The sequence below is a fragment of the Devosia sp. genome, from assembly GCF_035944845.1.
Taxonomy (GTDB): Bacteria; Pseudomonadota; Alphaproteobacteria; order Rhizobiales; family Devosiaceae; genus Devosia_A.
In genome coordinates this window covers 34,232-52,734 of sequence record NZ_DASZAW010000100.1, presented here as the reverse complement: position 1 = coordinate 52,734, position 18,503 = coordinate 34,232, and the positions used below count along the sequence as shown (strand labels likewise).

Sequence of the window (18,503 nt, the reverse complement as noted above, 5' to 3'; positions counted from 1 at the left end):
CCGTTGCGTTTCCTTGTTCATCTCGGCACGATGCTGGTGGTTGCACTGGTGGTCGGCTTCGGCCTCAGCTGGTATGCGCTGAGCGACGGAAGGCTGTTCGGCGCCATCGAGATCGGCCCGTGGTCGGCCTGGCGTGATGTCGGCATGCCGGCGCCCGATCCCTATACCCGCGCCTTCATCGCGCGGTCGGGGGCGCTCGAGCTTGGCGCCAGCGAGGGCATCCAGTTCATTGCCACGACCGACAGCGACAACCGGCGCCTCGACCGGGCCTGCCGTTATCGCATCGATGGCAGCACGCCGGCGGCGCGTTTCTGGACGCTGGTGCCGGTGGCCCCGGACGACGCCCGTCCGATCACCCGCGAAGGCGGCCCTACCGACTTTCACAGCGCCCGGCTCAGCCGGGCCGGCGACGGCTCGGTCGAGCTTTATGTGTCGAAGACCCTTGCGCCGCAGAACTGGCTCGAGATCACCGGAGACGGCGCGTTCGATTTGGTACTGACGCTCTACGATACGTCTAGCCTGTCGGGCGTCGGCGCCGTTGTCGCCGCGCTCCCCTCGATCATCCGCGAGGCCTGCGCATGATCCGCACCCTGCTCTGGCTGCTCGCCGGCGTGGTGCTGGGCGGTATCATTCACATCGCGGTGATCCTCAGCCTGCCGGCCCTGTCGGCGACGTCCGCCTGGGATCATGTGGCGGCTGCCGGCGGCACGGGTCCGGGCCCGACGGTATTGGCGGCCACAACGTCCGCCCAGCCCAACCCGCTACGGCTCGACCCCGAACTCGCCTATGCAGTGTGCCGCATCGACCTGCGCACTGGTCCCGCCTCGGTTACGGGCACCCTGCCGCAGGCGTTCTGGTCGGTAGCGGTCTACAATCGCGCCGGCACGGTGGTCTATTCGACCACCAACCGCGACGGCATCGGCACGGCGCTCGATCTCGGCATCTTCAACCCGGGCCAGACGCGCCTGCTCGCTGAGCAGAAGCTCGATATCGCCGAGGGCCTGCTGATCGTCGAAGCCAAGGAAGACGACCTGTTCGTCGTGGTGCGCCTCGCCCCACCGCATCCGGAAATGCGCGCCCGCTACGAAAAGGCGCTTGCTGGCCTCAAGTGCGGCACCATCGCCACCTGAGCTACTTCCGATATTCGCCCTCGCTGGGCGCGTCCATCAGCACCCGGCCTGGGATGGCGCCGCCGCCATTGCCGTCGTCGCTCCAACCATCGCCACAGAAATCCAGGGCTTCTGCCCGGTCGACCCAGATCGCGAGGCGGCTCAGGCGCTCATCGACTTCGACCGCCTCGCCGTGCGGCGTCTCCACCAGGAAGTGGTCGAGCGCGTAGCCATAGGAGCCGTAACGGTAACCGAGCGCTGCAACGAAGCGCCCGACATAGAGATCGTTCTCAGCCTTGCGCAGCCGCATCTGCTTGAGCATCGCCGGCTCGATATCGTTGAGCTCGGTGGCGGCAACGGCGCGCTGCCGGTCGATCTCGATCACCGCGCAGATCGCCTTGAAGGTGGTCGGGAGCGTCAGGAGGTCCGCCCCGACATCATCGGCAATGGTGTTGAAGCGCACACGCGACGAGGCGTATGCCTCGCGGGTCAGCCAGCGATAGTAGAGGTCGAACTTGTCCGGCCGTGAGCTGAACACCCCGGCGACGAAGATCACCTGCTCATAGTCGAAGGCCCAGTCCCTGGCGTGGCGCGCGATGAGGAACCGGTACACCCGGTCATGCATCTCGCGCTCCTCGTCGGTGATGTTGAAATCCGACACCGGCTGGTTGCCCAACCGCCGCATCAGCCGGTCGGTTTCGGGGATGAGCTTATCGTTGAGCACGCCAGGCTTCACCCGGCCGAAATCGCCGAGCTCATGCGCGTTCGCTGGCGCGACGCACACAAGCAGCGCCAGGCCAAGCGCACGAACCCAACCCATGTCAGCCACGGCGGCGCTTGCCGCCCGAGGCCGTTCCCACCGGTTTGTCCGGCATCGGCGAGGAGCCCCCTCCCCGCTCGTAGCGGACCCCGGTGAACAACAGGACTTCGCCCGTGCCCGCCGATTGGGCGCGCGTTCTCGTGCGTCCACGTTTTGGTAGTTGAACCAGCTTTCCCAACCTTGCCTCCGGGCGGGCGGGCGATGTTTGCCGCGGACCCATTCCATCGGCAAATCGGGAGCGACGCAGGAACCCGATGAAAGCCATTAAGACTTCGTCAAGGTTAACAGTTCGCTAACGATTTTCCTGAAATAGTCAGCCCTGTGGTTGAGGCCCGAATCCTGGGCCTTGCAGGGCAAATTATGATCGGTTTCCAGCCTTACGAGACGTTCCAGCTCCTCATCGAGACTGGCGGCGTCGATCGAACGAACACGCTGCTGTGCGCGGCATGCGATGCCTTTGCGCGTCGCGGGCGGCCGACAAGTGCCGAAATGGAACAGTTTGCGGCGCTCGCCCAACGTCTGTTCCCGTCGGCCGCACCGGCCGCTCGCGCCAAGGCAGCGGCGACGCTGGGACGCTCCGAGGATCTGTCGCCCGAGCTCGAGGAACTGGTGGTGCGCCACCTCGGCGACGACCTGCCGGATTTCCTGGTTTCGGCGCCCAGGCTCTCCGAAGGCACCATGCTCAAGGTGATCTCGTCGAACGACGTCACGCTGGGCGCCGCTCTCGCCCGCCGGGCCGACCTCTCCAACAATGTGCTCGGCCGCCTGTTCCAGATGAACAGCCGCAAAGTTTACCGCGCCATCGCCACCAATACGGCGATCGTGCCGCGTGGCCCCTACCTCAGCGCCCTCGCCCGCTCGGCACAGATGGATCACCAGGTCGCCTGGTCGCTGGCGGCACGCGAGGATTTCGACGCGGCGCTGCTGGCTCCGGCCTTTTTCGACCTGGGCGAGACCGACAGGGTGAAGGTGATCAACGCCTTCGCCCAGCGGCAGACGCCGGCCGCGCCGATCAAGCGCACGCTCGAGCAATTGTCGGTCGCCACGGGCGAACTCACCCGGGCGCTGATGAAGCTGTTCGCCGAGAACCGCCGGCCTGAAGTCACCAAGTTGCTGCACCAGATCACCGGGCTCGACGAGGTGCGCTGCGGGCAGATTGCCCACGACACTTCGGGTGCCGCGTTGTTCGTCGTGCTGCGCGCCTTCGGGTGCGATGCGCAGGATGGGCTCAAGGTGCTGATCCACGCCACCTCGCACGACGAGGATCGCTCCAAGGCGCTGGCGCAGTTCTCAAAGCTGTTCGAGACGGTCAGCGTGGATGCCACGGCGTTCCTGATGAGCGCCTGGCGCGGCGAGGTGAACCTGCTCGACATGACCAAGCCGGAATACAAGCCGTTCGAAATCGAACGCCGCCGCATCCCGCCGCCGCAGACCCGCGAACGCAACCCGGTGGTGGACCAGGCGATCGAGGCGCTGGCGCGGATCGGAGCACGGGCGAGCTAGATTCTGCCAAAGGAATTGCTGTAATCGGCCACACGCACCGGGTCTTTCCCGCGAAAGCGGGAACCGCGTTTGCGATGGCTCCCCAAACGGAGATCCCCGCTTTCGCGGGGATGACATCGTGCCTGGGGATGGTACAGCGAGAATGGTGCCTCTAACCCACCACGTCCAGCCCGAGCTCGCCCTTGCGCAATTCCAGCGACACCACCCACAGGTCCGGGTCGAAATCGTGTTCCCTGGCAATCCGCTCACGCACCTTGTCCGGCTCGACATGGTCGAAGCGCAGCTGGAACACCCGGGCCTCGGGGTTGTCACCGAGGCTGGTCGCCGGCGCCGGCGTATAGAGCGACACTTCGCCGTTGAGGTGATCGACCTCGACGAAGATTTGCCCGGCGATCGGGTCACCGCGGCGCGACACCACGCAGAGGTGGCCGATATCGTTATGTCGGCGCACGAAGGCCGAAACCCAGAGGTCGGTACGGAACATTGGTCAGCTGTGCCGGAAAACCCGGCGTCTGGCTAGGCCGCAGACACCAGGCCGAGGCCAGCGACCATTCCTGCCGCAATGGTCTGAGCCGGCGCCACCGAGCAGACCAGCATCTCGCCGCTCTCCCGGTAGATCGCGAAGCGCTCGCGGAACTTCCGCTCCTCGCTCTGCCGCTCGAGACCAAAGCCGCGCATCAGTTGCCGCGCCACCACGATGGATGTGGCGTGCTCGATCTCCAGTGAAGGCAGCAGGGTGACGCCGTAGTTTGCTGCAACCAGCCGCTCAGCCCAATGGCGGTCGTCGCTGCCGGGGGCCGCAGCGAGGAAGCCCGACGCAGTAACGAAGATGCCCGGCGCCGGGGCGTCGTCGAGCAGTTGCTCGGCCAGTGCGAGATTGTCGGCCCGATAGCGGTCATAGCCGTGCGCGGCGATGAACGGGCCGATCACCCCGATCCGTTCGCAGAACTCGAGATCGAGATCGATCAGCGGCCAGTCGAGGGCGGCAGCGAGGGCTCGGCCCAGCGTCGACTTGCCGACGCCGCCGGGCCCGAGCAGCATGATCCGCTCGCCCGGACGCCAGGCTCGCCGCATTTCGAGGTGAATCGCCATGTCCATTGCGCCATCCGACCGCGAGCGGCCGGTTGGCGCAATGGGGGTCGCTAGATCGCGGCGCCGTTGTCGACCAGGAGGTCGAGCAGTTCGGGGGAGATCCGCCCGGTCACCTTGTAGTTGAAGTAGACCTCGAAGTTGCGGATCGCCTTGGCGGTCGCCTCGCCGGCCACGCCATCGGCTGGGCCATGCAGGAACCCCAGGCTCCCCAACCCGCGCTGCACTTTGGCGACGATCACCGGATCGGTGACCGAGAACGGCGCCATCAGCTGTTCCGGCGTCGCTTCGGTATCGAGCACCGCGATCGCCTCGCCCGGCGCCGGCGGCGCCGGCTCCTCGATCTTCAACGGCACGCCGACCTGCGGCTTGTCGGGCAAAGCAGCGAGCTCGGTCCGCTCAACGGCCGCCTTGGGCACCAGTGCCACCGGCGGCGCAGCCTCGGCAGTGCTCAGCGCGTTCGATTCGGCGGCGAGCTGCTGCACTACCGGCTTTTTGGGCAGCGCCTTGGGCGCCGTGGTCATGGTCATCGACTGCACGCCGTTGACGATGGTGCTGATCGCGTCGCCGGCGGTTTCCGCCGCCATCTCGAGCGCCGCTTCCGGCGATTTCGGCACCGGCCGGCCCAGCACCGTGTTGCCGGTTGCCTGCTTTGCCGGGGCGATCGAGCCGGTCTCGATATCGGCGACCAGCGGCTTGGGCTGCTCCATCACCGCCAACGATTGCGGCTTCACCGCGTCGGTCCTCTGTCGCTCGGCCTTGAGCTGCTCTGCCTTGGGCAACTCGGCTGCGACTGGCGCGACCTCGACCTTGGGTAAGGTCACCGCCGCCGCTGGCTTTTGCTCGACCGCGGGCGCCGGCGCGACTGGCTGCGGCGCGGGCGTCGACAGCGGCGCGGCAAGCACCATTTCGATGATGTCGCGGGTCAACTCGCCGGTCGGCTTCAGCCCGCGCAACTCCTCGAACTTCTTCAGCGCCCGGGCGGTCTGCGGGCCGTAATAGCCGTCGATCGTCCCGGTGAAGAGCTGCAGCCGCTCGAGCTTGCGCTGCAACTCGAACACTTCCTTGTTGCCGATCGGCCCGCTCTGCGTATCTACGGGGGCGGCAGCCGCCGCCACCTGGCGCTGCACCTTGGCGGGCGCGCTCAAAACGAAGCTCTTGGGCCGGGTTTTGGGAATCACCAGTTCGACATCGGCGATCCGCGCCGCCGATTCGATCCCCGCATCGAACAGCGGCGAGGGGTGCTCGTGGCGCTGGCCATAGAGCGCGTTCGAACCGGCCATGGCCGACGTAACCACCAGGGCGGCGATCGCGGAATTGGTGAGGGGCGAGCGCATGTAGCGCGCAATGACCCAGAGCGCCGCGCGACCCGCGTGGGCCAAAGCGACACTGCCGACCTGCAGGGGCAGGTGCGCAAGAGTTGCTGCCGTCATAGGGCTCTTTTTCTTTCGTCGTCGTGCCATGTGGTGGGCATTTGCTGCTGGACCGGGTCCCGGTGAAGCGGGGTAACGGCAGTAGTTTCCTCCACCTTGGTTTCCGGACCGTTTATCGGCAGCAGAACAGTCATCACTGTCCCCTCTCCGGGCGACGAGCTGGCATGCAGGGTTCCGTCATGCAGCTCGACCAGTCCCTTGACGATCGAAAGACCCAGGCCCGTGCCCTCGTAGCGGCGCGCGAGGCCATCCTGTGCCTGGAAGAACGGCTCGCCGATTCGGCTCACCGATTCTTCGCCCATGCCGATGCCGTGGTCGGCAACCGAGATGGCGAGGTGCCGGCCCTGCCGCTTCATGGCGAGCGTCACCAACGAGTGCTCGTTGGAGAACTTCACCGCGTTCGACAGCAGGTTGATCAGGATCTGGCGGCAGGCGCGCTCGTCGGCGATCAGCATCGGCAGGCTGCGCGGAATGTCGGTCATCAGCCGTACCGATTTATCGCGCGCCATGGCGTCGACCATTTTGAGGCACGGCTCGACCAGCGATTCGGGGGCGATAGTCTCGGTGGTCAGTTCGAACTTGCCTGCTTCCAGCCGGCTCATGTCGAGCAGCATCTTGACCACGTCGATCAGGTGGTGGCCGCTCTGCTGGATGAGGGTAGCGTATTCCCTGTGCTGCGGGCTGAGCTCGCCGACGACGCCCGAGGTCATCATCTCGGAGAAACCGACAATGGCATTGAGTGGCGTACGAAGCTCGTGCCCGATGGTGGCGAGGAAGCGCGACTTGGCGCTCGATGCTTCTTCGGCCAGCTTCCGGGCCCGCTGCAGTTCGTTCAGATAATCATGCCGCTCGGTGACATCGCGCAGCAGCACCACCACTTCGTTGCGGGCGCCGGGCGCATCGACATCGACCACCGGCGAGAGCGACGCTTCGACCCAGACATAGCGCGGCGCAGCGGCCGACGGGCCGGGCTCGTCGCGGCGCATGCGTATCTCGACACGGCGCGTCCGGCCATCCTGGTTGGCTTCGGCAAAGGCGGTCAGATAGGTCGGCCGATCCATCACATGGATACGCTCGACCAAGCCATTGCCGCTGAGTTCGAAGCGGCGGCAACCGAACAGCTTCTCGGCGGAGCGCGAGGTGAACAGGACGGTCCCGTCGCCGGCAAATCGCATCACTGCGTCCTGCACATGCTCGATCAGGTGCCGGTAGGCATTGATCTGGGCTTTCTCGTAGACCTCAAACACGCTGTTCAGCCGGTTGGCCGAATAGGCGACGATCCCAGCGGCGAAGACAAACACCAGCCCGCTGACCAGCGTGGTGCTCATGTGGAAGGGCTGCGGCCAGGCGAAAATGCCGAAGCTCGCCAGCACGCCGAGTGCCACCACCGTGACCAGGATCGCCCAGGCCCGCTTCTTCACCGGCGTACGGGTCAGCAGCGAGGCATGAACCGGCCCGAGCACGGCCACCGCAAGACCGAAATCGACGATCGCCGGATCGGCAACGGTCAGCAGCGCACCGCCGAGGAGCGTCGCATAGACCTGACCCGCCGCGGCGCGCTCATACTGGCCGCGCTGGCAGAGCGCGATGGACAGCACGCCCGCGGCGATGCCGATGGTGGCGAGCACGAACGGCAGCAGCAGGGATTGGGTCAGCGCATAGAGCGCTGCCGGCATGCCGACCAAACTCGCCACCAGGACGAGCCTGGCATTGGTGGCAATGGCCTGCCGGCGCAAGGCTTCAGGACGCCCGCCAGCACCCCGCACCGGCTCGGTGCGCCAGGCGCGACGCATCGCATCGCTCAACCATGTCCAGAGGCTACGCATAACTCTAACCAACCGCCCCGCCGCCCATTTTCTTGTTGCCTGGAGCTTCCACCCGAACGCCTAATGCGGGTTTAAGGGGAAGGGCCCGGGTGGCGGTTGCGCACCCGATCCATCTCGTTGCGCAGGGGCTTTCTGGGGTTAGCGTAAACAGTTCGTTGCGCTGAAAGCGGGCTTCCGACGGGCCGGCCGTTGTTGCTTGACTGGCGATGTCGCGCGAGATTCGGGGGACCGTCCGGACCGGGCCAGCGACGGATCTGTGGCATTTGCAGACAATTTTATCGAAATCCCGAAACCCGACTTAAGCCGGCGCGCCTAGCCTCTCGTACAACACATGGCAGGTGGACTGCCGGTACGGGAAGAGGCGGCGATGTTCGTGTTGAGGTCCATGTTCTGGCTGACGGTGATGTTCATCATCATCGCGCCGAAAGACTTCGACCTGGGCAAGACCGCCAGCGATGCCTCAGCCGAAGCGCTCAAGGCCGGCCAGCAGGCCATCGTTTCACAAGTTCTCGCCAGCAACTGCAGCACCATCGAATGCGCCGGCGGCAAAGCCGCGCTCACAGTGCTCGCCGGCAACAAGCTCCCGTCCATCGACATCCCCATGCAAATGACGTCGAACATCCCGGTCCCGCTCCCCCGACCGCGACCGGATCGGATGGGTTGAGCCAGGGGTTGCGTCACTTCCCCGACGCTACTCCAGCAGCGATCCCTGGCCGAGCCGCAGTGCGCTGCCCCGCACTGCGGCTCACTTGTTTGGCGAGTAGCCCGTAGCCAAAAGCGCGTAGCGCCCCAGCCCATTCGCCACTCGCTATTCGCTACTCGCTCGCCTATCTATCAGAAATGACTCATAGTGCCGCCTTCACCGAGATCGCCGAAAACCTCAGCTTCCTTGACGACTGGGAAGATCGCTACCGCTACATCATCGAGCTCGGGCAGGCCCTGCCACCACTCGCCGAAAGCGAGAAGAACGCCGAGAACAAGGTGCATGGCTGCACCTCGCAGGTCTGGCTGGTCTCCAACCACAACGGCGCCCACCTCGAATACCGAGGCGAATCCGACGCGATGATCGTACGCGGCCTCGTCGCGGTATTGATCGCGCTCTATTCCGGCCGCCCGGCGCGCGAGATCGCCGAAACCGACGCCATCGCCATCTTCGACGAACTGGGCCTGCGCGAACACCTCACCACGCAGCGCTCCAACGGCCTCGTCGCCATGGTCAACCGCATGCGCAGCGAAGCCCGTTCGTTGGCGACGGCCTGAGCGGTGGTGCCGGAGTTCTCGTTCCGCCCGCTGCGGCCAGGCGGGGCCGGGCTCTTTTTCCCCTAGTGGTGAGATTCTGACGCTTGATTCCGGCCGACGATCGGACCCTCCGCATGACGACACGGAGGGAAGCAGTCTGGGATGGCTATACTCGGCCCGTCGAAGCTTATAGGACGAGCAGCATAGCGCAGCGATCCGGCTGGCCGTTTCGGAGTTCGGTTTCCAGGATCCCCGCTAACCAACGTGGCGGCTGTTCGCATATGTCGAAGCCCATGCGTTGATATGCCGGCGCATTCCACGGTGGCGTCACCGCAGTGGTCAGCCCGACAAAGGCCAGTCCAGTCGATTTGGCAGCCTGAACCGCCTGCTCCACAAGCGCACTGCCGAGGCGTCGCCGCTGGAATTCGAAGGCGACATCGACCTCGGCGATATAGAGAGCGTCCTCGAACTGTCGCGCCGCCAGGAACGCAATCGGAGCACCACAGCCATCATCCGCGACCCACAGGAGGCCCGCATCCAGGCTAGGCCGCCACGTGGCAGACGGAGACGCGTGCACTTCGTCACCAAAACCATGTTCGACAAAGAGCCTCCCTGCCGATAGCTCGATGGAGGGCAACGCCGCGAGGTCTTCCTCGCGGGCGAGTCGTATCGGCTGTGCAGTGGACAGGCTCATCGTCGATTTCATCCATTACCGTCAGGCATAACAAGCCACGGCGCCGGTGTCCGCAACAGCTGATCACCTCTCCCCGAGGAGGATGAGCAGATGCTGCGCGACGCCGGCTTGGACGGCATAAGTCTGTTCTTCGCCGGCCTCAGCTTCAGAGGTTGGATTGCCTATGCGGCATAACTGGTCGAGCCGCTGACCTTCGCAGAAAAAGTCTGCCGGCGATGTCGAATCCCGCTCCGGGGGTTCGACTAACAATGAAGGCTGGATTGGCCAGCCGACAAACACCGGAGCTTACAGATGACCCCGACCATTACGGCTTTTGCAACCTCCCCCGATGGCGGCCAGGGCCAGGCACGCGACATGCGCGTGCGCTGGGCCCTCGAAGAGGTCGGCCTGCCCTACGAGGTGCGCCTCGTCTCGTTCGCCCAGATGAAGGAGCCGGCGCACCGGGCGCTGCAGCCGTTCGGGCAGATTCCGACCTACGAGGATGGCGAGTTCGCACTGTTCGAGTCGGGCGCCATCGTCTTCCACATCGCCGAGCGGCACCCGGGGTTGCTGCCGGACGATGCGGCAGCGCGGGCCCGCGCCGTCACCTGGATGTTTGCAGCGCTGGCCACCGTCGAGCCACCGATCGTCGACCGCGAAGCGGCGGAGTATCTCGAGGGCGACAAGCCCTGGTACGAGGAGCATCTGGTGACGGTAGACGCCCGCATTCGCGGCCGGCTCACCGACCTGTCGCAGCGTCTCGGCGCGGCTGACTGGCTGGATGGCGCGTTCAGTGCCGGCGACCTGGTGATGGTGGGCGTGCTGCGCCGGCTCGAAGGCTCCGACCTGCTGGCCGAGCACCCGAACCTCGTCGCCTATGTCGAACGCGGCAAGGCACGACCTGCCTTCAAGCGCGCCTACTCGGCGCAATACGCCGTGTTCACCGACAGCCAGATGGCGGCGGCATGACGGAGCCGGCATCGCTCTCCACACCTTGATCGCGACGTTGCTTGCGGGCGACATCGCTCTGCGCTTACGGTCCGCCGTGTTTGACGGGGATATGCATGCTCAAGGTGATTTCGGCACTTCTCGGATTTGCCATGGCCAGTGCCGCCGGCGCAGCAGAATGGACCTACGAGGATGGGAGCGTGCCCATCGCCTATCTCGACAATGGCGCGGCGCAGTTCCAGTTCGCCTGTCGCGGTGGCGACCTGGCCATGGGCTTCTGGGTGCGTTCGCCACACCGGCAGGTGGCTGGCGCCAGTTCGATGAACCTCGCCATCACCCCGGATCCGGTCGAGGGCGTCGGCGTTTCGGCAGCCGGCGGCAGCAGCTTTGCGCAGGAGATTCCGCTCATCCACAGCGACGGCAGCTCGATGATCGTCCGTGGTCCCGTGGCGCGGCAGTGGGCGCGCATCGCCCAGGGGGCCAAGGCGACGATCCGGGTCGCCTACGTCCGCAGCAAGTCGCAGGGCGGGCTCGAGGTGTTCGACAGCAACACGTTTGGCGCCAAGGGCTCGTCGGCTGCCATCAAGCGCGTCCTCGACCGCTGCGGCTGAGCAGCACCAGCCCGCCGGCATCCGGTGCAAGCAGGTCCGGAAGACAGCGTGGCCGCCCCTTGCGGAGCGGCCACGGGTCGTCACGTCGGGGTGGCGCCAATCAGGCGGCCTTGCGGCCCAGGCCATTGTCCTTGGCGAGGCGCGAACGAGTCGCGGAGTAGTTCGGAGCAACCATCGGGTAGTCGGCCGGCAGGCCCCACTTCTCGCGGTACTCTTCCGGCGAGAGATTGTAGTGGGTACGCAGGTGCCGCTTCAGCGACTTGAACTTCTTGCCGTCTTCGAGGCAGATGATGAAGTCCGGGGCGACGGACTTGCGCACCGGGACGGCCGGCTTCAATTCCTCGGCCGGTTCAGCCGCGACGGGAGACTGGAGATTCCGGAGGGCAGCATGCACGTCAGCAATCAGCTTGGGCAGGTCGGTTACGCTGAGGGCATTGTGGCTAACATAAGCGGAGACGATGTCAGCGCTCAGATCGATGAGATCGTTGTCAGCCGCGGCAATGCCGCTGATCATATCGGTCATTTCGGGTCCTTTTCTGCGGTATGTCAGGGCGAAGAGGTGGCAGCCTTGCCCTGGACTGGTTCAATAGAACCGCTGCACTGCGAATGCAATAGCAACTGTCGTCTATGTGTATAACCTTTGGTTTGCGGCAATAATGTGCAGTTGCCAAAGTGTTTCACTTCAAATCGTCCACAGTCGTCGCGGCGGTAGGCGCCTCCCCGCAGCGATATGCCGCACGGGCCAGCAAATGCGCGCTGATCGGTGTCGACAACAGTAGGAACACAATGCCCAGTAATGCACGCAGGATAACTGCGCCATCGAGCGAAACCACTGCAAGGGCAAGGAAAATCAGCCCAGCACCGATGGCGCCGGCCTTCGACGCGGCATGCAGTCGGGTATAGAGATCGGGCAGCCGCAGCACGCCGATCGCCGCGATCAGGCTGAAACCTGCCCCGGCGAGCACCAGGAAGGCGGCCAGATACTGCGCCAATTCGACAATCATCGTTTGGCCTCCCGCGCCCGGCTCATCAGGTAGCGCGCCAAAGCGACCGTAGCGAGGAATCCCACCAGCGCCAGCGCGATGGCAATATCGACGTAGAGCGAGAAACCTGTCAGCACCGCCACTCCGGCGATGAAGCCGGTGGCGAGCACGGTGATCATGTCGAGCGCCAGAATCCGGTCTCCGAGATTGGGGCCGCGGATCAGACGAATCACCGCCAGCAGCATCGCAACCAGCAACAGGCCGAGAGCGACCTGGGTAGCGAGTTGCAGGACTGCGCCGCCGCTCATCGGAATACCCCCGCGACCTTGGCCTCGAAGCCGCTGGCGATCTCCTTGATGAAGGCCGCACGATCGGTGACGTGGATGGCGTGGATGTAAAGGAAGCGCCGATCCTCGGAGACATCGACGCTGAGTGTGCCCGGCGTCAGCGTGATCAGGTTGGCCAGGAGGGTAATCTCGGCGTCACGGCTGAGGCTCAGCGGAAATGCGATGATCGCCGGACGGATATGAGCGTTGAGGTCGGGCCGCAGCACCAGCCGCGCCACGCGCAGTGCACTTGCCACCAGTTCGGAGATGAACAGCCAGCCCAGCGCCACAATACGGAGCGCCCGCGGCAAGAGGTTCGGCCGCGACACGTAGCTGCGCACGACGAACAGGCAGGCGGCGCTGACCAGCGCGCCGAGCATCAGGTTGGGCAGCGTGAAACTGCCCGTTGCCGTAGCCCAGCCGAGCGCCAACACGATGGTGAGTAGAACCAGACTCATGGCGCGGCTCCCTCGAGGCCGGTCGCGACAACATAGTTGACCGGCCGCAGCAATCCGGCGGCGGCCTCTTTTCCGAAGCCGAGCAGCGGCTCCGGCCACAGCCCGAGCAGCAGCACGACAAGCGTCAGCACGCTCGCCGACCCCAGTCCAAGCCAACGGACCTTTGGGCTGAGCGGCTTCAGGTTGGGGTTGGGCGCTTCGGTCGCGGCGCCCTCATGGCCGGCGCGCCAGAAGACATGGGCCCAGAGCCGGCTCACGGCGATCAACGTCAGGAGCGCATTGCCGAGCACCGCAAGCCACAGCACCAGACCCCAGCCATCGCCGCCTAGACTCCAGCCCTCGATGCCGCCCTGCACCAGCAGCAGTTTGGGCCAGAAGCCGAGGAAGGGCGGCACACCAGCGACGGCCAGCATCAGAACGAAGAACAGCAGCGAGGGCAGCGAGGCCACGGCGTAGATGCCGCCCATGCGGCGCGTATCGGTCTCGCCGGTCATCGCTTCGAGCAAACCAGCGACAAGATAGAGCCCCGTGATCGTCAGCATGGCATGCAGCACGTAGGTCGCCGAGCCGGCCAGCCCCGCATCATTGCCGAGCGCCGCGCCGGCAATGGTTGCGCCGATGCCGCCGATGACCAGAAAGCCCAATGCCCGCCGCAGGTTGGTCTCGGCGATGGCGCCGAGCGGCCCGAGCAGCAGCGTGCCGACCGCCACCAGCGCCAGCGCAGGTTCGAGCACCTCGCGGCTCGCCGGCAGCAGCATGACCAGGGCCCGCAGCAGGGCGTAGACTCCGACCTTGGTGAGGAGCCCCGCCATCAGTGCCGAAATCGCCGCCGGCGGCGCGTGGTAGCTCGCCGGCAACCAGGCATTCACCGGAAAGGCCGCGGCCTTCATGCCGAACGCCAAAAGCAGCAACGCGGCGATCGACGCCAGCGCAGCCGGGTTGGCGGCTGCGGCGCGGCCGACGATGTCAGCCATGTTGAGGGTGCCGAGCAAGCCGTAGAGCAGCCCGAGCGCCATGAGGAAGAAGGTGGTGGCGAGGAAATTGAGGAAACCGTACTTCACCGTGCCATCGAGCTGGATGTTGCGCCCGCCCAGCACCATCAAGCCGAAGCTCGAGATCAGCATCACCTCGAACCAGACATAGAGGTTGAACAGGTCGCCGGTGAGGAACGAGCCGCTGACCCCTGCAAGCAGCAGGAGGATCAGTGGATAGACCCCGTCCTGCCGTGACCGATCCGGCATATCCATCCTGAGGTAGACCAGCACCAACATCGTCACACCTGCCGCCGCCATGGCGAACACCGCACTGGTCAGGTCAGCGACGAAACTGATGCCAAAGGGCGGCAGCCAGCGCCCCATGGTCATCGCCACCGGTCCCGTTTCGCTAACCCGCAACGCCAGGGCGATGTCCGAGACGAAGATCACCGCGACGGTGCCGAGCGCCAGCCAGAACTGCGCTTCGCGTGCGTCGCGCAGCATCAGCAGCACGGCGCCGCCGAGCAACGCCAGCACCACTGGCAGGATCACCAGCCAGTCGGTCGGATGGGTGGCGAAATCCTGCATCGCTCCAGCCATCAGTAACTCATCGGCGGTTTGGGGCCGCCGCGCGGCTCGGCAAGTCGCATGCGGTCGGTATCGTCGGCTTCGAGCGACTGGTAGGCGCGGTAGGCCAACACCAGGAGGAAGGCGAACATCGCAAAACCGATGACGATGGCGGTGAGGATCAGTGCCTGCGGCAGCGGGTTTGCCGCGCCGGCGAGCGGCGCCTTGGCGTCGCCAAGCGCGATCGGCGGTACGATCCGCCCCAGCCGTCCCGCGACGAGGATCAGCAGGTTCACCGCATTGCCCAGCAGCACCAGCCCCAGCAGCATGCGGATCAGGGCGCGCGACAGCAGCAGGTAGATCGCGGCCGCGAGAAAGACGCCGGAGAGCGCCGCAATAACGTGGTCCATCAGGCGCCCCCCTCCTCGTCCTCGAGCGCCAGCGCCACCGCGGCGATGGTCCCGAAAACGGCGAAATAGACCCCGATGTCGAACACCATCGGAGTAGAGATCGCAATTTCCACCTCGTCGAACTCGAAGATGGTCCACAACCCGGTGAGGAAGGGCACGTCGAACAGGATCGACAGCACTCCGGCGAGCGCCGCGAGCGCTACGCCGAACCCGGCATAGGCGAGCGGATGAACTTTGAGCGCGGCGCGGGCCGCGTCGCTCCCGATCGCCATACCGTAGATCGCCAGCGCCGACGCCGCGATCAGCCCGCCGATGAAGCCGCCACCCGGCTCGTTGTGGCCGCGCAGCAGCACGAACACCGAGAACACCAGCATCACGGCAACCAGCAGCGGCGCGATGGTGCGGAAGATCAGCGAGTTCATGCCGCCGCCTTGCGCGCCGCGCGGCGCTTCGGTTGCGACTTGGGCTCGACCGGCGCGACCCCCACAGGCTTGTTCCGCCTGGCGCCGCGGATCAGCGCCAGGATGGCAATGCCTGCTGTCATCACCACGGAAATCTCGCCCAGCGTGTCCAGCCCGCGGAAGTCGACGAGGATGACGTTGACGACATTGTGGCCATGGGCGATCGGCCCGCTGTGTGCGTTGAAGAAGTTCGAGAGCCTGAGGTCGAAGGGCCCCTCGATCACCGCCCAAAGCAGCATGGTCACCGCGAGGCCGCCGAGCAGGGCTACGCCGCCGTCGCGGGCCCAATCCTCGAGTGGGCGCCGGTCGGCAGTATCGAGGTCGAGCCGGGTCATCACCAGCGCCAGGATCACTACACTGAGGATCTCGACCATGAACTGGGTGAAGCTCAGGTCCGGCGCGCCGAACACCAGGTAGAGCAGCGCCACCGCCAGGCCCTGCACGCCGAGCGCCAGGATGGCGAACAGCCGGCTCCGCGCATAGAGCACGGTGACGACGCCAAGTACGGCGAGCCCGACCAGCCCCCATTCGTAAAACCTGAGGTCGAGCACCTGGGGCCCGCGCGGCAGCCCGTCCAGCAGCCAGAGCGGCCCGATCGTCGCCACGACCAGCAGCGCGAAGACCAGGAACAGATAGAGCTCCAGCCGCCCGTGGTGCAGCAGTCGCGTCACCGCGCCCGCTATACCCACGAGGCCGAAATACAGCCAGTCGAAGCCAATATCGAAGCTCCAGCCGATCGCCGTCGCGGCCCGCCGCAGCAGAGACCGCGCCAGGTCGAGGCGCAGGAACAGCCCGATCGCCAGCACCCAGGTGACAACCGACAGCCAGAATGCCGGTCCGAGCAGATCGACGCCGAATTTCAGGTGCGTCTCGACCGGTACGCCGAGGATCGCCGACGTCGCCGGCGCCACCGCCAGCTCGCCTGCCAGGGTGGGAATGAAGCCGAGGAAGATGCCGAGCACGCCGAGCACCACCGGTCCCGCCAGCATCGCCGACGGCGCCTCGTGCGCCTCGATCGGCGTGGGCAGCAGTTGCCCCATGAACGGCTTGATCAACAGCGCCAGCCCGATGGCGCCGAGCAGCGCATTGCCGGCGACCAGTGCCGCGAGCGCCACGAGCGACTCGAACTGCCCGACCGCCAGCGCCGCATACATCTCTTCCTTGGCGAAGAAACCGATGAGCGGCGGCAGCCCGAACATTGCGGCCGATGCCATGATGGTGCCGATAAAGCTCACGGTCATCGGGTCGCGCAGGCCGCCGAGCATGGTAATGTCGCGCGTGCCGGTGCCATGGTCGATGGCGCCGACGACGAGGAACAGCCCGGCCTTGTAGAGCGCGTGGGCGATGAAATAGAGCACCGCCGCGGTCACCGCCAGCTCGGTGCCGGCTCCCAGCAACAGCATCAACAGCCCGAGCGAGGCCAATGTCGTCTGCGCCAGCATCTGCTTCAGATCGGTCTGCCGCAACGCCGCGACTGCGCCCCAAAGCAGGGTTGCGCCACCGAATGCCATCAGCGTCAGATTCCAGATCGGTTCGCCCCCGAGATGCGGGGTCATCCGCGCCACGAGATAGACGCCGCCCTGCACCATAGTCGCCGAATGGAGGTAGGCCGAGACCGGGGTCGGCGCTTCCATCGCGTTGGGCAACCAGAAGTGGAACGGCAGTTGCGCGGATTTGGTGAAGGCCGCGAGCAGCACTAGCCCGACCAGCAGCGGATAGGCAAGGTTTCCGGTGAGTTCGCCTGCAGCGCTCAGCTCCCAGTTGCCGGAGATGGTGTAGATCGCCACCCCCGCTGCCAGCAGCGACAGCCCGCCGAGCCCGGTTACCACCAAGGCCTGGATCGCGGCCCGCCGCGCTGCCTGCCGGGTGTGGTCGAAGCCGATCAAAAGGAACGAGGCGACCGAGGTCAGCTCCCAGAACAGGTAGAGCGCGACCAGGTTGTCGGCCAGCACCAGCCCCTGCATTGCCCCCATGAAGGCCAGGAGGAAGCCGAGGAAACGCCCCTGCTTGTGGCCCTTCAGATAGGCACCGGAGTAGAGCAGGATGAACGCGCCGATGCCGGCAATAGTCAGCGCAAAGGTGAGGCTCAGCCCATCGATCAGGAAGCTGAGCTCGAGTCCCCATGACGGTGCCCAAGGCCAGGCGACGGTGATGCTCTCGCCGCCGGATACGCGCTCGAGCAGCCCCCACAACGCGACGAACCCCGCGACCGGCACGAGCGCCACCACCCAGCCTGCGAAATCGCCGACGAGACGGTGCACAAGAGGCGCCAGCGCCGCCGCCACGAAGGGCAGCAGCACGACCAGTGCAATCACTATTGCCGGTGTGGCCTCCACCCGGGTCCGCCCCCCTTGTGGGATTCGCTACCCGATCACCTTAGCCGCTCCCCCCGCCCCGGCAAGGTAAACCGGCGTGGCCGCGGGACTGCACCACAGCTTTGTGAGGGCTGAGGGATTTGCGATCCAGCGCCACAATCGCCATATCTGGCGCACAACGGAGATTCCCGATGAGCGAGACCTTCAAGGTTCAGAAGTCCGACGAAGAGTGGCGTGCCACGCTCACCCCCGAGCTCTACCGCATCGCGCGCGAGCACGGCACCGAGCGGCCCTGGTCCCACATTTACAACACCGAGAAGCGCGACGGCGTCTATCACTGCGCTTCGTGCGGCGCTGACCTGTTTACCGCCGACACCAAGTACGAGTCCGGCTCGGGTTGGCCGAGCTTCTTCAAGGCGATCGAGGGCTCGGTGGCGCAAACGGTCGACCGCTCGCACGGCATGGTCCGCGTTGAAGCCCACTGCGCCAATTGCGGCGCCCATCTCGGCCACATCTTTCCAGACGGCCCCAACCCCACGGGCGAGCGCTTCTGCATGAACGGCACCAGCTTGCAGTTCGAGCCGAAGGCGTAGTTTTGCCACCAGCCTCGCAGCGTCCGCCTTCTCCCCTTGAGGGAGAAGGTGCCCGAAGGGCGGATGAGGGGTATCGCATCGCTCCGCGATGCGCGCTTCGAGCGTCAGCGAGAAGCGACTGCCCCTCACCCGTCTCGGCTGCGCCGAGCCACCCTCTCCCTCAAG

General features: G+C 65.8%; 22 protein-coding genes. 8 read left to right on the top strand and 14 right to left on the bottom strand.

The annotated features are described in order from the left end of the window. The first annotated feature begins 3 nt into the window (after window positions 1-3). Window positions 4-582, top strand: coding sequence for a DUF1214 domain-containing protein (locus VGV07_RS19555; protein ID WP_326870405.1), 579 nt, complete (start codon window positions 4-6; stop codon window positions 580-582). Then, a complete protein-coding gene (locus tag VGV07_RS19550) occupies window positions 579-1,130 on the top strand; it encodes a hypothetical protein (protein WP_326870404.1) in 552 nt (183 codons plus the stop codon). The genes VGV07_RS19555 and VGV07_RS19550 overlap by 4 nt, the downstream gene beginning before the upstream one ends. Before the next feature lies 1 nt (window position 1,131). Here VGV07_RS19550 and VGV07_RS19545 read toward each other — a convergent pair whose 3' ends face one another. Continuing rightward, window positions 1,132-1,929 carry a hypothetical protein gene (locus VGV07_RS19545; RefSeq protein WP_326870403.1) on the bottom strand — a complete coding sequence of 266 codons (798 nt, stop codon included), beginning with the start codon at window positions 1,927-1,929 and terminating at the stop codon, window positions 1,132-1,134. A 360-nt stretch (window positions 1,930-2,289) separates the two neighbouring features. On the opposite strand from VGV07_RS19545, the gene VGV07_RS19540 reads away from it, so the two are divergent. Next, window positions 2,290-3,432 carry a DUF2336 domain-containing protein gene (locus VGV07_RS19540; protein WP_326870402.1) on the top strand — a complete coding sequence of 381 codons (1,143 nt, stop codon included), beginning with the start codon at window positions 2,290-2,292 and terminating at the stop codon, window positions 3,430-3,432. Window positions 3,433-3,583: 151 nt separating this feature from the next. Here VGV07_RS19540 and VGV07_RS19535 read toward each other — a convergent pair whose 3' ends face one another. The 4 genes from VGV07_RS19535 to VGV07_RS19520 are packed head-to-tail and all read right to left on the bottom strand — an operon-like array spanning window position 3,584 to window position 7,747. Continuing rightward, window positions 3,584-3,916, bottom strand: coding sequence for a DUF1491 family protein (locus tag VGV07_RS19535; RefSeq protein ID WP_326870401.1), 333 nt, complete (start codon window positions 3,914-3,916; stop codon window positions 3,584-3,586). 32 nt (window positions 3,917-3,948) lie between these two features. Then, window positions 3,949-4,530: a shikimate kinase gene (locus tag VGV07_RS19530; RefSeq protein ID WP_326870400.1), complete on the bottom strand. Its 582-nt coding sequence runs from the start codon at window positions 4,528-4,530 to the stop codon at window positions 3,949-3,951. A 44-nt stretch (window positions 4,531-4,574) separates the two neighbouring features. Then, entirely contained in the window at window positions 4,575-5,954 is a 1,380-nt protein-coding gene (locus tag VGV07_RS19525; RefSeq protein WP_326870399.1) for a peptidoglycan-binding domain-containing protein, read from the bottom strand. After that, window positions 5,951-7,747: a PAS domain-containing sensor histidine kinase gene (locus VGV07_RS19520; RefSeq protein WP_326870398.1), complete on the bottom strand. Its 1,797-nt coding sequence runs from the start codon at window positions 7,745-7,747 to the stop codon at window positions 5,951-5,953. Before VGV07_RS19520 ends, VGV07_RS19525 begins: the two co-directional genes overlap by 4 nt. Window positions 7,748-8,165: 418 nt before the next feature. Between VGV07_RS19520 and VGV07_RS19515 the strand changes: the two genes are divergently transcribed. Both VGV07_RS19515 and VGV07_RS19510 read left to right on the top strand, forming a co-directional pair. After that, the gene (locus VGV07_RS19515; protein ID WP_326870397.1) at window positions 8,166-8,444 is read left to right on the top strand and encodes a hypothetical protein; all 279 of its coding nucleotides are present in this window, start codon (window positions 8,166-8,168) and stop codon (window positions 8,442-8,444) included. Window positions 8,445-8,620: 176 nt separating this feature from the next. Continuing rightward, on the top strand, window positions 8,621-9,040 hold the full coding sequence (locus VGV07_RS19510; RefSeq protein ID WP_326870396.1) for a SufE family protein: 420 nt from the start codon (window positions 8,621-8,623) through the stop codon (window positions 9,038-9,040). Between the two features lie 166 nt (window positions 9,041-9,206). Here the strand turns inward: VGV07_RS19510 and VGV07_RS19505 are convergent, their stop codons facing one another. Further along, on the bottom strand, window positions 9,207-9,725 hold the full coding sequence (locus VGV07_RS19505; RefSeq protein WP_326870395.1) for a GNAT family N-acetyltransferase: 519 nt from the start codon (window positions 9,723-9,725) through the stop codon (window positions 9,207-9,209). Between the two features lie 279 nt (window positions 9,726-10,004). Between VGV07_RS19505 and VGV07_RS19500 the strand changes: the two genes are divergently transcribed. Then, window positions 10,005-10,661, top strand: a complete 657-nt coding sequence (locus tag VGV07_RS19500; RefSeq protein ID WP_326870394.1) for a glutathione S-transferase family protein — start codon at window positions 10,005-10,007, stop codon at window positions 10,659-10,661. A gap of 95 nt (window positions 10,662-10,756) precedes the next feature. Next, window positions 10,757-11,251, top strand: a complete 495-nt coding sequence (locus VGV07_RS19495; protein WP_326870393.1) for a hypothetical protein — start codon at window positions 10,757-10,759, stop codon at window positions 11,249-11,251. A gap of 100 nt (window positions 11,252-11,351) precedes the next feature. Here the strand turns inward: VGV07_RS19495 and VGV07_RS19490 are convergent, their stop codons facing one another. From VGV07_RS19490 to mbhE, 8 genes are all read right to left on the bottom strand, one after another. Then, entirely contained in the window at window positions 11,352-11,774 is a 423-nt protein-coding gene (locus tag VGV07_RS19490) for a MucR family transcriptional regulator (RefSeq protein WP_326870392.1), read from the bottom strand. A 154-nt stretch (window positions 11,775-11,928) separates the two neighbouring features. Next, window positions 11,929-12,255: a monovalent cation/H(+) antiporter subunit G gene (gene mnhG, locus VGV07_RS19485; protein WP_326870391.1), complete on the bottom strand. Its 327-nt coding sequence runs from the start codon at window positions 12,253-12,255 to the stop codon at window positions 11,929-11,931. Further along, window positions 12,252-12,542: a cation:proton antiporter gene (locus VGV07_RS19480; protein WP_326870390.1), complete on the bottom strand. Its 291-nt coding sequence runs from the start codon at window positions 12,540-12,542 to the stop codon at window positions 12,252-12,254. The genes mnhG and VGV07_RS19480 overlap by 4 nt, the downstream gene beginning before the upstream one ends. Then, window positions 12,539-13,018: a Na+/H+ antiporter subunit E gene (locus VGV07_RS19475; RefSeq protein WP_326870389.1), complete on the bottom strand. Its 480-nt coding sequence runs from the start codon at window positions 13,016-13,018 to the stop codon at window positions 12,539-12,541. Before VGV07_RS19475 ends, VGV07_RS19480 begins: the two co-directional genes overlap by 4 nt. Beyond that, on the bottom strand, window positions 13,015-14,592 hold the full coding sequence (locus VGV07_RS19470) for a proton-conducting transporter membrane subunit (protein WP_326870388.1): 1,578 nt from the start codon (window positions 14,590-14,592) through the stop codon (window positions 13,015-13,017). Before VGV07_RS19470 ends, VGV07_RS19475 begins: the two co-directional genes overlap by 4 nt. Further along, the gene (locus VGV07_RS19465) at window positions 14,592-14,969 is read right to left on the bottom strand and encodes a Na+/H+ antiporter subunit C (protein ID WP_326870387.1); all 378 of its coding nucleotides are present in this window, start codon (window positions 14,967-14,969) and stop codon (window positions 14,592-14,594) included. Before VGV07_RS19465 ends, VGV07_RS19470 begins: the two co-directional genes overlap by 1 nt. Continuing rightward, window positions 14,969-15,391 carry an MnhB domain-containing protein gene (locus VGV07_RS19460; protein ID WP_326870386.1) on the bottom strand — a complete coding sequence of 141 codons (423 nt, stop codon included), beginning with the start codon at window positions 15,389-15,391 and terminating at the stop codon, window positions 14,969-14,971. Before VGV07_RS19460 ends, VGV07_RS19465 begins: the two co-directional genes overlap by 1 nt. Then, entirely contained in the window at window positions 15,388-17,745 is a 2,358-nt protein-coding gene (gene mbhE / locus VGV07_RS19455; RefSeq protein WP_326870385.1) for a hydrogen gas-evolving membrane-bound hydrogenase subunit E, read from the bottom strand. Before mbhE ends, VGV07_RS19460 begins: the two co-directional genes overlap by 4 nt. Window positions 17,746-17,936: 191 nt before the next feature. On the opposite strand from mbhE, the gene msrB reads away from it, so the two are divergent. Next, window positions 17,937-18,338, top strand: coding sequence for a peptide-methionine (R)-S-oxide reductase MsrB (msrB, locus tag VGV07_RS19450; protein ID WP_326870384.1), 402 nt, complete (start codon window positions 17,937-17,939; stop codon window positions 18,336-18,338). Window positions 18,339-18,503 lie beyond the last annotated feature (165 nt).